General features: G+C 49.8%; 10 protein-coding genes and 1 tRNA gene. 3 read left to right on the top strand and 8 right to left on the bottom strand.

Going from position 1 to position 14,438, the window contains the following annotated elements; all coding sequences use genetic code 11:
• Positions 1–165: 165 nt before the first annotated feature.
• The gene (locus Q4C79_RS05310) at positions 166–2,394 is read right to left on the bottom strand and encodes an NADP-dependent isocitrate dehydrogenase (protein ID WP_303089985.1); all 2,229 of its coding nucleotides are present in this window, start codon (positions 2,392–2,394) and stop codon (positions 166–168) included.
• 292 nt (positions 2,395–2,686) lie between these two features.
• On the opposite strand from Q4C79_RS05310, the gene Q4C79_RS05305 reads away from it, so the two are divergent.
• A tRNA-Ser gene (locus Q4C79_RS05305) sits at positions 2,687–2,780 on the top strand.
• Between the two features lie 207 nt (positions 2,781–2,987).
• Here Q4C79_RS05305 and Q4C79_RS05300 read toward each other — a convergent pair.
• Both Q4C79_RS05300 and grxB read right to left on the bottom strand, forming a co-directional pair.
• The gene (locus Q4C79_RS05300; RefSeq protein WP_303089984.1) at positions 2,988–3,497 is read right to left on the bottom strand and encodes a hypothetical protein; all 510 of its coding nucleotides are present in this window, start codon (positions 3,495–3,497) and stop codon (positions 2,988–2,990) included.
• A 642-nt stretch (positions 3,498–4,139) separates the two neighbouring features.
• Positions 4,140–4,787, bottom strand: coding sequence for a glutaredoxin 2 (grxB, locus tag Q4C79_RS05295; RefSeq protein ID WP_303089983.1), 648 nt, complete (start codon positions 4,785–4,787; stop codon positions 4,140–4,142).
• Between the two features lie 458 nt (positions 4,788–5,245).
• Here grxB and Q4C79_RS05290 point away from each other — a divergent pair, with 458 nt between their 5' ends.
• Positions 5,246–5,602, top strand: coding sequence for a hypothetical protein (locus tag Q4C79_RS05290; protein WP_303089982.1), 357 nt, complete (start codon positions 5,246–5,248; stop codon positions 5,600–5,602).
• Between the two features lie 201 nt (positions 5,603–5,803).
• The gene (locus Q4C79_RS05285) at positions 5,804–8,020 is read left to right on the top strand and encodes a bifunctional (p)ppGpp synthetase/guanosine-3',5'-bis(diphosphate) 3'-pyrophosphohydrolase (protein ID WP_303089981.1); all 2,217 of its coding nucleotides are present in this window, start codon (positions 5,804–5,806) and stop codon (positions 8,018–8,020) included.
• A gap of 339 nt (positions 8,021–8,359) precedes the next feature.
• Here Q4C79_RS05285 and galU read toward each other — a convergent pair whose 3' ends face one another.
• The 5 genes from galU to msrB form a co-directional block, all read right to left on the bottom strand.
• Positions 8,360–9,226, bottom strand: a complete 867-nt coding sequence (gene galU / locus Q4C79_RS05280) for a UTP--glucose-1-phosphate uridylyltransferase GalU (RefSeq protein ID WP_303089987.1) — start codon at positions 9,224–9,226, stop codon at positions 8,360–8,362.
• Between the two features lie 94 nt (positions 9,227–9,320).
• Positions 9,321–11,741: an NAD-dependent DNA ligase LigA gene (ligA, locus tag Q4C79_RS05275; protein ID WP_303089980.1), complete on the bottom strand. Its 2,421-nt coding sequence runs from the start codon at positions 11,739–11,741 to the stop codon at positions 9,321–9,323.
• Between the two features lie 112 nt (positions 11,742–11,853).
• The gene (locus Q4C79_RS05270) at positions 11,854–13,185 is read right to left on the bottom strand and encodes a cell division protein ZipA C-terminal FtsZ-binding domain-containing protein (RefSeq protein WP_303089979.1); all 1,332 of its coding nucleotides are present in this window, start codon (positions 13,183–13,185) and stop codon (positions 11,854–11,856) included.
• A gap of 130 nt (positions 13,186–13,315) precedes the next feature.
• Positions 13,316–13,876, bottom strand: coding sequence for a 1,6-anhydro-N-acetylmuramyl-L-alanine amidase AmpD (gene ampD, locus Q4C79_RS05265; protein WP_303089978.1), 561 nt, complete (start codon positions 13,874–13,876; stop codon positions 13,316–13,318).
• Positions 13,873–14,265 carry a peptide-methionine (R)-S-oxide reductase MsrB gene (gene msrB / locus Q4C79_RS05260; protein WP_303089977.1) on the bottom strand — a complete coding sequence of 131 codons (393 nt, stop codon included), beginning with the start codon at positions 14,263–14,265 and terminating at the stop codon, positions 13,873–13,875. Before msrB ends, ampD begins: the two co-directional genes overlap by 4 nt.
• Positions 14,266–14,438: the final 173 nt, after the last annotated feature.

The following is a 14,438-nucleotide window of genomic DNA, read 5'->3' as shown; positions in this document are numbered from 1 at the left end:
TGGGAGATTTTATGACTGCATTACTACGGAGTTCTTATTTTAATTGACTATACTTTGCGTGAACATCGCCCACCTGCGGTTTCCAACCCAAGAAATTAAAATATAAATACCGCTATGGCATAACACCATAGCGGTATCAGTATATTCAAATACCTTTATAGATAATTAGTTTAGACTCGCAAGCGCCTGATTAAAAGTTGCACTCGGGCGCATGGCTTGCGAAGCCAGCTCTTCATTCGGTGAGTAATAACCTTGAATATCCACTGCTTGGCCTTGTACGCCATTAAGTTCAGCCAAAATAGCTTCTTCATTAGCTGCCAGCGCTTCGGCCAAAGGTTTGAATTGAGCTTGCAATGCCGCATCTTTATCTTGTGAGGCCAACGCTTGCGCCCAATATAGCGCGATATAGAAATGGCTGCCACGGTTGTCGAGTTGACCTGCTTTACGCTTAGGTGATTTATCGTTCAACAACAATTGCTCGGTCGCCGCATCCAGCGTATCGGCCAAGACTTGTGCTTTCTGATTGCCGGTTTTCTGAGCCAGATGTTCCAATGAAACGGCCAGTGCCAAGAATTCACCCAAAGAATCCCAACGCAGATGGTTTTCTTCCAGAAATTGCTGAACGTGTTTCGGAGCCGAACCGCCGGCACCGGTTTCAAACATACCGCCGCCGTTCATCAGGGGAACTATAGACAGCATTTTGGCACTGGTACCCAATTCCAAAATCGGGAACAAATCGGTCAGATAGTCGCGTAATACATTGCCGGTTACCGAGATGGTGTCTTGGCCGTCCTTCAGACGTTTCAGGCTGAATAGACAGGCATCGACCGGAGCCAGAATGCGGATGTCCAAACCGTTGGTATCCAATTCAGCCAAATAGGTGTTCACTTTGGCAATCAGCGAAGCATCGTGCGGGCGCTTTTCATCCAGCCAGAATACTGCGGGAGTTTCGCTCAAACGGGCACGGCTTACCGCCAATTGAACCCAGTCTTTCACCGGTGCGTCTTTGGTTTGGCAAGCACGCCAGATATCGCCCGCTTCTACTTGATGTTCGGTCAATACGTTGCCTTTGTCGTCAATGATTTGTACCACGCCGTCGGCAGCGATTTCAAAAGTTTTGTCATGCGAACCATATTCTTCCGCTTTTTGTGCCATCAAGCCGACATTGGGCACGGTACCCATTGTGGTTGGATCGAAAGCGCCGTTTTCGCGGCAGAAATCGATAACCGCTTCGTAAATACCGGCATAGCTGCTATCGGGAATGACTGCTTTGGTGTCGCGCGCTTCGCCGTTTTTATCCCACATACGGCCTGAATTGCGGATCATCGCCGGCATGGAAGCGTCGACAATCACGTCGCTCGGTACATGCAGATTGGTAATACCTTTATCGGAGTCTACCATCGCCAGATCCGGATTATTGGCATAAACCGCTGCGATTTCGGCTTCTACTCCAGTGCGCGTGGTTTCGTCCAGTTTGTCGAGATTGCCCAGCAGATTGCCGAAACCGTTGTTAACATTGATGCCGGCAGCGGCCAATTGCTCGCCATATTTTTCAAATACCGGGGCAAAGAAAACTTTCACTGCATGGCCGAAGATGATGGGATCGGATACCTTCATCATGGTGGCTTTCATGTGCAGCGAGAACAATACGCCTTTGGCTTTGGCATCGGCTACTTGTTCTTTCAAGAATGATAACAAGGCTTTTTTGCTCATTACGGTAGCATCGATGATTTCACCGGCTTTCAGTGCGATCGGTTTGCGTAGCTCTTGTTTGTTACCGTCTTTACCTGTGAATACAAAAGAAACGGTAGTTGCATCTGCAACGGTAACAGATTGTTCGTTCGAATAGAAATCCCCACCCTGCATCGTAGATACGTGTGATTGGGAATCTTTACCCCAGGCACCCATGCTATGCGGATATTTTTTAGCGAAATTTTTCACTGCTTTGGGCGCACGGCGGTCGGAGTTGCCCTCGCGCAATACCGGATTCACTGCGCTGCCTTTGACACGGTCGTAACGTTCACGCACTGATTTTTCTTCATCGGTTTGGGCATCTGCAGGATAGTCGGGCAATTTATAACCCTGAGCTTGTAATTCTTTGATGGCAGCAGTCAATTGTGGTACCGAAGCGCTGATGTTAGGCAATTTGATTACATTGGCATCAGGTTGTTTCACCAATTCGCCCAATTGTGCCAATGCATCGGGTACGCGCTGATCTTCGGTCAAATATTCGGGAAACAAGGCCAAGATACGGCCGGCTAAAGAGATGTCTGAAGTCTCTACGTTAATATCCGCGCTTTGCGTAAAAGCGCGGATAATCGGCAGAAACGATTTAGTGGCCAAAGCAGGTGCTTCGTCGGTATGGGTATAGATGATGGTTGCTTTACTGCTCATATCGTTCACTCTCTTTTCCTGATAAAGTCAATCAACTCAATTTTCTTTGTAAGTGCCTGAAACCAAGCTCTTCTGCAATTATGACACAATTTTCCGATGACGTTGTAGATTTCATGATGATGTTTATTATTTTTAAGATAAGAGTTTTACATCAAATTTAAGAATTATAATTTGGGATCTGTGGAATAATTTAATTGTTTTTAAATTCATCGATTTCAATTAATTTTCCGATAATTCAAACGCAAATTCATTGACGGCAAATAACAGCTTGGGTATGATACGCATCTTTCAAGGAGTAGTGGCTGAGAGGCTGAAGGCACACCCCTGCTAAGGGTGCATCTGGGCTAAAACCTGGATCGAGGGTTCGAATCCCTCCTACTCCGCCATATTAATTATAACTTTTTGATATTTATATTAATCTTAGGTTATAAATATTTTATATACTTATTGTGTACCAGAAAAAAGCCAGTGATAAATCACTGGCTTTTTTGAAGATGGTCATAATACGTTAGAGAGAGTGTTGGGGGATTTAAAATAAAGCTGCTATTTTAATTCCTCATTAGTATCGCTAAAAATACTCTCTTTCCCTTCTGTCAAGCCATTAGGTTTTCTTGCCGGGCTGCACTACTCTGCTGTAACCATGATTGCACTTCCCAACCAGCTTTTTTAGACTCATCCGCCGAAGCGAAGTCGAACCAACAAGCATTTCTGCAAATGGTGTTACTCCCTCGCCATATTGAGGCTATCGCGCCGGTGGTGGCGCGGATTTCCTCTTTCTCGCTTTCGGGCAGCAGGTTGGGGTTGAATTCGCCCGTTACCGGGTCGCGGGCGGTCTGGCCGTCGTCATATTGACGGCTCAGATATTGGGCAGCTGTTTCCGCCGCTACCGCCGCGCCGCCTCCGCTGAGCGGGTCGCCGCCGTTGATATAGGCCAAGGTAGCGCCCAATACGAAATGGCCAACTGCCTGCGCAACTTCGTTTTTATTTTCGCCGTGGCCGACTTGTTGGCCGATGGTGGCGGTAATCAGAATAAATGCCTGTCTGAAAAATATATTTTTACTTTTCAGACAGGCATTGAGGGTTAACAACGCGTGCGTGCCCAAAGGCACTCACCCTACAACTTGAATAGGCATTTGATGCAGGCTACGGCTTGCTAAATCTGCCATTCTGTTTGTAATTTTATTAATAATATCCATTCTTTACCTTTATTTTACTTGATTAAGGAATTTTTTAATAAATTCTTCTACTCTATAAGATTTACCTGTTTTCCCATCTCGAATTGATTTAACCCAAGATATAGGATAATTTCGTGGCATTAGAATTTGATCCTCTCCGCCTCTATATTTAGAGGTTGCACTTTCAGGTGGTTGCTGTCCTACTTTGCCAATATTAACCGTTTGCCCTTTGGGAATTTCAATTTCAGCTTCAAATTATCAGGCCATGATTATTTTAATTTTTATTAAAAAGAATTGGAATAAAACCATAAATCATCAATCGAAAAGAAACTATCAAGATAAGGAAAATATTTTTCTTTAATTCTAGGGCCTGTCGACATTCAAGTTTACCTTAATTTCAATACGGCAGCCGCAAGGTAAATATTGGCAGCAAAAGATTGGTCGGTTTTTTCTGCGCGCATCGCAAACTTTTCCTTGGCATAAAGGCTCAATTTTTGCCCACTGTGCATCGGTAAGAATGTATCTGGTCATGAGGATAGGATACACTGAAAACTTGAATGTCGACAGACCCTAACAGGCACGGTCAAAATACAGCGGCACTCTAGTTTCCCGTGCCACATATTCCACATACTCCCGCACTTTGTGCGGCATCTGCAAATCTTTTACCATGGTCAGATTACGCAAAATCGGAAACAGCAGAATATCTTCCATACTCCAATCTCCTGCCCTCACCCGATCGGCCGGCACATAGTGTTCCAACTTTTGTAAATCCTGATGCAGTTGCGCCAAGTACTTAGCCGTATCTTTCAAATTATCCGCAAAGCTGCCTATATTTTTCTCTTTTTTTTCAACAAAATAATCAATCGCTGACTGAGTGGCAAATTCCGGCAATCCCAATTGGATATCACGGGGCATAATCAATTTATTGACGTATTCGCCTACTTTATCCAACCAAGCCTGTATTTGAGGGTTGACCGTTTCATCCAGTTTTCGCTTACCGGCATATTCGTCCAACCAGCGTACGATATTTAAACTTTCGCCCATTGCCGTACCGTCCGGCTTCACCAAAATCGGTACCATTTTGCTGCCGATCAGCCCGATCGGGGTTGCTTCATCGTCGTTTAATAAAATCTCAAGTCCAACCGGCAAAGTGTGCAAACCTATAATCATCCGTGCACGCACACAAAACGGACAATGGTCATAAACATAGAGCTTCATATTGAATTCCTTTATTACATTAACTATCAGTTTCAGAATTATTTGATTTAATTACCAATATATTGCCAATATACAACACTTTGGCAAAGTGTTGTTTCAGAACACGAAAAAAATAATTTCTTTACACTTTATTGATTAAAATTTAAGCAATTATCTTTGTCATTGTTTTCTTTATAAAATTTCAATAAAAAACAAGCGGCGAATTTAAAAGACGAGCGGTTTGCCAATAAAAATAACATTTAGCGCCTATTATTGCTTATTTTTTAATCAGAATTTAAGTTTACAAACTTGCTACCCAGTCCTATACTAAAAATCAATCAAAACCCAAGAGCAAACCAAGATACAAACTTAAAGGGCAATCGACCTTTGCGGGGAACTAAGTTTAAAAGCAACTTAAGCTTAATTCTACTACTTGGTAATTGATAATTTAACTTAAACAGTTGTTTGGAGACATAAATATGAACTACGATAAAGCCGTATCAGAAATGCTGAACGTTGATGGAGCCATTGCTGCTGCAGTAGTGGATTTTTCCAGTGGTATGTTGTTGGCCGGCGGCGGTTCGCCTGCCGTTGACTTGGAAATTGCCGCTGCCGGTAATACCGAAGTAATGAGCGCCAAAATGAAAACCATGAAAATGCTGGGACTGAAAGACACCATCGAAGACATTTTGATTACCTTGGGTACCCAATACCATCTGCTGCGTCCCCTGAGCAAACATGATGGTCTGTTCCTGTACGCAGTATTGGACAAATCGAAATCCAACTTGGCTCTGGCTCGCCGCGCTCTGGTTGAAACCGAACGCAACTTGGGCTAATTCCCGATACCAGAACCGGCTGAAAAGCCGGTTTTTTGCTGCCCGCTCGTTTCTGCTATTTTCAATCAAACAAAGCAATATCTTGAAATTAATTTTATCCTCTGTTTAGCACCCTATTATTTGTTGCCGAACTATTTCAAATCACCACACCCACCGCTACAATAGAACCCACACACATCCCTCTCCATCAGGAAAACGATTATGGCCGGTTTACAGCAAAACTCTTCTGATAAATTGCCTGACTTAGAGCCCTATCTACAATGGTACGAAAGCTACGCTGCCGCCCAAACAGCAGCAGAACAAACCATGTTGCGCCAAGCTCTGGAATTGGCCCTAGCCTCTTACCCCCAAAACGCAACCACCACCATCGGCGAACCGATACTCAGCAATGTGTTGGGGGCTGCGCAAATGGTAGCCGATATGGATCTGCTTTCCGAAGCGGTGGCAGCCACCATATTGCTGGAAATTCCCGATACGTTGCAAAACTGGCAAGAAGTCGTCGCCGAAAAATGCGGCTCAACCGTGGTCAACATCATCCGCGGGCTTTATGAAGTACAAAAACTCACCCGCTTTGCCAGCATGGATAACCTTGATACTGCCGAAGAGCGCGCCGAACAAGCGGAAACCATGCGTAAAATGCTGTTGGCCATGGTATCCGATATTCGCGTGGTATTGATCAAACTGGCGCTGCGCACACGCACCATGCAGTTTATGGGCACCCTGCCCGACAACCCCGAAAAGCGTGATATTGCCAAAGAAACGCTAGATATTTTCGCACCCTTAGCCAACCGCTTGGGCGTATGGCAACTCAAATGGCAACTGGAAGATTTGGGCTTCCGACACCAAAATCCCGCCGAATACAAACGTATCGCCAAGCTGCTGGATGAAAAGCGTACCGAGCGCTTGGAATATATTGACGATTTTCTCAACACCTTGCGCCGCGAGTTAGACAAATACGGCATTCACTACGATGTGGCCGGCCGTCCCAAACATATTTATTCCATTTACAAAAAAATGGTAAAGAAAAAACTGGATTTCGACGGCCTCTACGATATCCGCGCGGTGCGCATTCTGGTCGACACCATTCCCGAATGCTACACCACCTTAGGCCTCGTCCACAGCCTGTGGCAGCCTATTCCCGGCGAATTTGACGACTATATTGCCAATCCGAAGAGCAACGGCTATAAAAGCCTGCATACGGTTATTGTCGGCCCACAAGACAAAGGCGTGGAAGTACAAATCCGCACTTTCGATATGCACCAATTCAACGAGTTCGGTGTAGCCGCTCATTGGCGCTACAAAGAAGGCGGCAACAGCAGCGACAGCGCTTACGAACAGAAAATCGCCTGGCTGCGCCAGCTTCTCGATTGGCGCGAAAACATGGGGGAGAGCGACCGCGAAGATTTGGCCAACGCTTTTCAAACCGAATTGTTCAACGACACCATCTATGTACTAACCCCGCACGGCAAGGTATTTTCTCTCCCCTCAGGCTCCACGCCCATCGACTTTGCCTATGCTTTGCACAGCAGCTTGGGCGACCGCTGCCGCGGTGCCAAGGTCGACGGCCAGATCGTGCCGCTCTCCACTCCGCTGGAAAACGGCCAGCGCGTGGAAATTATTGCCGCCAAGGAAGGCTCGCCTTCGGTTAACTGGTTGTATGAAGGTTGGGTGAAAAGCCACCGGGCCATCAGCAAAATCCGTGCTTATATCCGCCAGCAAAACGCCGAAGCAATACGTGAAAACGGCAAGGCGCAATTTGAAAAAGTGCTGGCCAAAGTTTCGCCCAAACCGAACTTGCACGCCCTGCATGAAAAAATGGGTTTCTCCAAGTTGGAAGACTTATACACCGCCATCGGCCAAGGTGAAGTTACGCCGCGTGCGGTGCAGAAAGCCTGCGGCGCCTTAAAAGAACCGCCGCCGCAGCCGGTAAATGAAACCAGCATCATCAAACAATCCAAAATCAAAGGGCACAGCCAAGGCGGCGTGCTGATAGACGGCGAAGAAGGCTTGTACACCACCTTGGCCAAATGCTGCAAACCGGCACCGCCGGACGACATTATCGGCTTTGTAACCCGTGAGCGTGGCATTTCCGTACACCGACGCAACTGCCCTTCTTTCGAGCATCTGGCCAAACAGTCGCCCGATAAAGTGTTGCCGGCTTCTTGGGCCGGTGCACAAGAAGGCCAAGTGTTTGCCGTTGACATCGAAATCCGCGCGCAAGACCGTGGCGGACTGTTGCGCGACGTTTCCGATGCGCTCGCACGCCACAAGCTGAACGTTACCGCCGTGCAAACCCAATCGCGCGATTTGGAAGCCAGCATGCGTTTTACGCTGGAAGTCAAACAGGTAAACGAATTACCGCGCGTATTGGTGAGTTTGGGTGACGTAAAAGGTGTATTAAGCGTTACCCGCCTATAAACCGCATGAAACAGAAAAATGCCTGAGACCTTTGCAAAATTCTTTTCGATACCTGAAAATACTTTCGTCATGCTCGGGCTTGACCCGAGCATCTTTTTGTTTTGAAAGAAAAAGCAGATACTCGGGTCAAGCCCGAGTATGACGAGATATAGCAGATTAACTTAACTTTCGCTACGGCGTTGCTGCGCCTTGCCGTACTACTTGTACTGTCTGCGGCTTGCTGCCTTGTATCGAAGTAATTAAATCTGCTATATCAATAAATTCAGGATTAAAAAGTTTTTTGCAAAGGTCTATGCCTGTCTGAAAACTTTTTCAGACAGGCATTTTTAATCAAAACGCTTACTTCGCATAACGCCGCAACAATTTGGCAAAAGCCGCACCGGTTTCCGGATGTTTCAAACCATAAGCCACCGTTGCTTCCAAATAACCGATTTTGCTGCCGCAATCGTAACGTGTGCCGCTGAAAGCATGTGCCAGTACGCACTCTTCCTCCAGCAATTTGGCAATCGCATCGGTAAGCTGGATTTCGTTACCGGCGCCGCGCGGCAAATTAACCAGCAAATCGAAAATACGCGGCGTAAGAATGTAGCGGCCGACTACGCCGAGATTAGACGGCGCTTCTTCCGGCTTGGGTTTCTCCACAATGCTTTTTACCCGCTGACGGCCGTCTTGCGCTTCGGTTTCCACAATGCCGTATGAACCGGTTTGCGAAGGGTCTATCGTTTCCACGCCCAATACGCTGCTGCCGGTTTGCTGATAAATCTCCACCATCTGCTTGAGCGCACCTTGCGGCGCATCGATCAAATCATCGGCCAGCAATACCGCAAACGGCTCCTGCTCCACCGCCGGGCGTGCGCACAATACGGCATGCCCCAAGCCCAAGGCTTCCGGCTGGCGGGTATAGAGAAAGCTCACGTTTTTCGGCACGATATCTTGCAGATGCATCAAAAGCTTATCTTTATTGCGCAAAGCCAGCTCGGCCTCCAATTCGTAAGCTTTGTCGAAATGATCTTCGATGCTGCGCTTGTTACGGCCGGTAACGAAGATAATCTCGGTGCAACCGGCTGCCACCGCCTCTTCCACCGCATATTGAATCAAGGGCTTGTCGACAATAGGCAGCATTTCTTTCGGACTGGCTTTGGTAGCCGGCAGAAAGCGTGTTCCCATACCGGCAACGGGGAAAACGGCTTTGCGTATGGTTTTGATATCAGCCATCTGGTTATTCTCGCGAGTGTTAGGTAGAAAGGATTATAACCGAATGCCTGTCTGAAAAAAGAAGCTTTCAGACAGGCATTGCCATTTATTCCGTATTTGCCAACAAAGCCAGCAAACCGGCTTCATCCAATACCGCTACGCCCAAATCATTGGCCTTATCCAGCTTGCTGCCCGCCGCCTCGCCGGCCACCACATAATCGGTTTTCTTGGAAACGCTGCCGGAAACCTTGCCGCCGGCCGCTTCAATCATGGCCTGGGCCTCATCGCGTTTCAGGCTGGGCAGCGTGCCGGTTAACACAAAGGTTTTGCCGCTAACCGCGCTGTTGGCCGCGGTTGCCGTCATCTCTTCGCCGGCTGCGGGCAAACGGTCGAAAAATGCCTGCATCTGCCGCAACAGTGCCTGATTGTCCACGCCGCTTCGCCATTGCTGCCACTCCTTGCTCAAGGCTTTATCTTCCAACAAACCGGTAATGCTTTGGCCGGCCAAGTCCCACAGTGCGGCCGCTTTACTCTCGCTGATTTTGAAACCGGGCAGGCGCGCAATCCATTTGGCCGCTTGCGCGTATTCCGACGGCGGCAGGCTCACCGGCTGCGTTTTGGGCGCGACACCAACAGCCAGCAACTCATCTATCATCGCCTGCTGTTCCGCTTGAGAAAAGAAATGGGCGATAGAATGCGCCACCACGCTGCCGATATCGGGCAAACAGGCCAGCACCGGCTCGGGCGCCCGGCGCACGGCATCCAAACTGCCGAAAGCCTGCGCCAGTATTTTGGCGGTACGCTCGCCGACATGGCGTATCCCCAAGGCAAACAAAAAACGCGCCAGTTCGGGCTGTTTGCTGGCGGCGATGCCATCCAGAATGTTTTCCGCCCATTTGGTGGGCGACTGCTTTTTATTTTTTCCCTCTTCGGCTACTGCTTCGCCGGCTTTTTCTTTCATTTTCTGCAAAGTGGCGATGTCCAGCCGGTAAACATCGGCAAAATGGCGTACCCAATCCTGGGCCACCAAGGCTTCGATTTGTTTTTGCCCCAAGCCCTCGATGTCCATCGCTTTGCGCGAAGCAAAATGAATCAAGCCTTGGGCGCGTTGGGCACGGCACAGCATGCCGCCGCTGCAACGTGCCACCGCCTCGCCCGCCTCCCGCTCGATGTCGCTGCCGCAGATCGGGCAGCTCACGGGCAAGCGATAAGGCGGATACAGGGCAACTGCTTGGCCGCTTGGCACCTCACTGAACAAATCGTTTTGTACGGCGGCATAATCAGAAGTATGCCTGTCTGAAACGGCATCTTGCATCGGCCGGCGCTCGAATACCACCCGCACCACTTCGGGAATCACGTCTCCGGCCCGGCGCACCACCACGGTATCGCCTATCCGCACGTCTTTACGGCTGATTTCGTCTTGATTGTGCAAGGTAGCGTTGGTTACCGTTACCCCGCCGACCACAACCGGACGCAATCGCGCAACTGGCGTTACCGCACCGGTACGGCCGATTTGTACGTCTATCGCCTCGACGACGGTTAAAGCCTCTTCGGCCGGAAATTTGTGTGCCACCGCCCAACGCGGCGCACGCGAAATAAAACCGAGTGCGCGCTGTTGCGCCAGGCTGTTGACTTTCACCACCATTCCGTCGATTTCATATGGCAAATCGGGGCGTTTCTGCTGCATTTGCTCGTAAAATTTTAAAACTTCGCCGATATTATCAAAACAACCGAAGTTACCGTTAGGCAAACTGAAGCCAAGCTCGCTCAGATAAGCCAATTCCTGAATATGTTCTTCCAATACCGCGCCGCCCTCTTGTCGCGCGATGCTGTAGGCAAAGAAATACAGTTTCCGCCGGGCGGTAATCCGCGAATCGAGCTGGCGCAAGCTGCCGGCCGCGGCATTACGCGGATTGGCAAACACTTTCTGGCCGGCGGCCTGCTGCCGTTGGTTCAGGGCCAGAAAATCGGCTTTCAGCATCAGCACTTCGCCGCGCACTTCGATTAATTCGGGCGTCTGGCTGCCGTGTAGGCGCAGAGGAATATTGGCGATGGTTTTCACGTTGCGGGTGATGTTTTCGCCCGATTCGCCGTCGCCGCGGGTAGCGCCGCGTACCAGCACGCCATTTTGGTACAACAGGCTGACTGCCAAACCATCGAATTTGGGTTCGATAACATAAGCCGGTTTTTTGCCGCCCAAACCGCTGCGCACGCGCTCGTCAAACGCCAGCATTTCACTGTGGTCGAACACGCCGTGTTCGTCTTGCGGCGAAAAAGCGTTGGAGAGCGACAACATCGGCACTTCGTGGCGTACGCTCTCAAATCCTTCCAACGGTGCGCCGCCCACCCGCTGGGTAGGACTGTCGGGCAGCCGAAGCTCGGGATGGGCCGCTTCCAGCGCTTCCAATTCGCGGAATAATCGGTCGTATTCGGCATCGGGGACACTGGGGTTATCGAGCGTGTAGTATTCGTAGGCGTAGCGGTTGAGCTGTTCGGTCAGCGTTTGAATGCGTGCGGTTTCGTTCATAATTCGTATTCGATATCGGGATGGTTTTCAGACAGGCATTTGAGGAATTATGCCTGTCTGAAAAAGAAAACGGACACTTAAGCTAAAGTGTCCGTACATTATAGCGGAAAGATTAGGAGAACAGGCGCGCCGCCAAATCACCACCGGGCACAATGCCCACTTTTTTCATTTCGTCTTGACGTGCCAGTACGAAGCTGCGCACGCCCTTGAGCCATTCGGTCGACAATTCTTCCATATTGCTGTCGACCAAATCCAAGCCGAGGGTGCCGGATAGTTTCACGGCGATATCCATAAAGCGGTTGAAATATTTTTCGCCCGGCGGCACACGGGTAATATCAAACAGCATGCTGAAACCTTTATAGGCTTGGCTGCTCAGCAAGCTGGGGGTAAACGGGCTGCCGTCCACCGCGATGATGGAAAACAGCGGTTCCCCGCCATCGGTAAAAAGATGAAATGCGCCGTCATGATGCAGTTGGAAACCGTTGCCCTCCAGCGCGGCGCGTAATTCCATGCCGCTGATGCTGGCGCGGGAAACCAGATGCATGGTGATGGTTTGGTCGACACGTTCGCACAGTTCGTCTAACGGGCGCGCCACGTTGAGGAAAGTGGGCACATCCATCAGCAGCAAGCCGGCATCCAATTGTTCGGCAAACTGGTTGACGCTGTTGCCGAAGTTTTCCAACTCCTGCGTCGTCGCCAAGCCGTTACGGCTGATCGCTTGCAAACCGATAATAAAGCCTTGGTAATAAACGCCGGGAATCGGCTCGGCGATTTGCCAGCGGTCGTCCATGGTGCAGCCGGCAATCTGGAAGCGGTGGCGGCTGGAAAAACGCGGCAAAGTATTCAATTCCAGCGGCTCTTTCAGGGAAACATAAGCCATGTAGTCGAAATTGGGATCAAACCACGGCAGTTGCTGCTTGGACATATCATCTAAATCCAACAGCAAGCCTTTATTGCCTTTAAGTTTGGTTTGCGAAGGCACCGGCACCTGGGTTTCTTCAAACTGGAAACGCGCTTTTTCACGTGCTTCGCGCTCTAACTCCGCATCCAAATCCAAAGAAAAAGCCGCGCCGAACGGATCCTCTTCCGGTTCGTCGTCGACTTTGTCGAACACCGGTTGGCGCAACCGAGCCGTCTTTTTCGGTACCGCTGCGGCGGCAGGCGTACGGCGCGGCGGCGCATCCGTTTTCGGCTGTACGGCTGATTCGGAGACATCTTTGCTGCGCAGCGGTTTTGCCGGCGCCTCTTTAACCGGCTGATGGCCGGGCAAGCGGCCGTCGCGCACCGATTGCGTATTGCTTTCCAGCAAGGCGTCTTTATCGGAATGGCCGAATTGGGCGCGTACCTGCTGGCGGTATTTGTTTTCTTGGTACATATTGTAGGCGATGACACCGGCAATTACTGCGGCGGCCAGCACCAGAAAAATCAACAAGGAAGTGCTCATATTAGAAAAGATTCCGTAAAAGCTGTGGTTGGTTTTATTTTAAGCGGGCAATAAATCAAGCCGGCATTATACTCAATTTTATCCGACCTGTCTGAAAAGGCCACTTAATGCCTGCCGTTGTATTTTCCGCTTAGCGCTCGACGGTAAAACCGGCGTTTTGCAGGCGTACCCAATCGAAAAAATGGCCGGGGTCGCTCTTGCGGCCGGGCGCGATATCCTGATGGCCGGTTACCGCTTCAATCGGATAAGCCTGATGCAAAGCGTGCAGAAGCGTATGAAGGCTTTGATACTGTTCCTCGCTGAAAGGTTCGAAATCGCAGCCTTCCAATTCGATGCCGATCGAAAAAGCATTGCATTTTTCGCGGCCGCGAAACGAAGAGCCCCCGGCGTGGTAAGCCATTTCGTCGCAAGAGACAAATTGTACCGTCTCACCCGTTCGGGCAATAAAAAAATGGCTGGATACCCGCAAATGTTCGATGACGCTGAAAAAAGGATGTTCTTCCGCCCTGATTTGGTTGGTAAACAGCTTTTCCACCGCACCGCCGCCGTATTCGAAAGGCGGCAGCGAAATATTGTGCAACACCACCAGATTAACCGTTTCGCCCGGCGCCCGTGCCTCGCAATTGGGCGATACCGCCTGGCGTGCGCCCTGCCAGCGGCCTTGCCGCCAGTTGCTTACATCCGCGCTCATTTGGCTTCGAACACCATGGCCAGCGAATTGATGCAGTAGCGCTCGCCGGTAGGCTTGGGGCCGTCGGGAAACACATGCCCCAGATGCGCGTCGCAACGGCTGCAACGCACCTCTTCGCGTATCATGCCGTGGCTGGTATCGCGAACCCGGTAAGTGCTGTCGGGTTCGGCCTGTTCGTAAAACGCCGGCCAACCGCAATGGCTGTCGAATTTGTGTTGCGAGCGAAACAATAAACCTCCGCAGCATGCGCAGCGGTAGTCACCGGTTTGGTGGAAATCATTGTACTGCCCGCTGTAAGGGCGCTCGGTACCCGCTTCACGGGTGATGTAAAAGACCTCGGGCGATAATTCGGCACGCCATTGTTCCGCCGTTTTTTTCACTTTTTCCATGTCAATCCTTTTTCAGACAGGCATTTGCCAAGTTCGCCGCATTGTATCACGAACCATCCGTTTTTTCGGCTGTCCCAAACTCTCTGCCATGCCGTTATCGTTGTGCATCTAATGACACGCTGAACACCTTTTATATATACTGGCGGCACTTTTTGTTTCCAGCCATTTGAAAT

Origin of the sequence: Neisseria sp. (assembly GCF_030523955.1) — a bacterium.
Taxonomy (GTDB): domain Bacteria; phylum Pseudomonadota; class Gammaproteobacteria; order Burkholderiales; family Neisseriaceae; genus Neisseria.
This window is presented reverse-complemented; position numbering and strand designations above follow the sequence as displayed.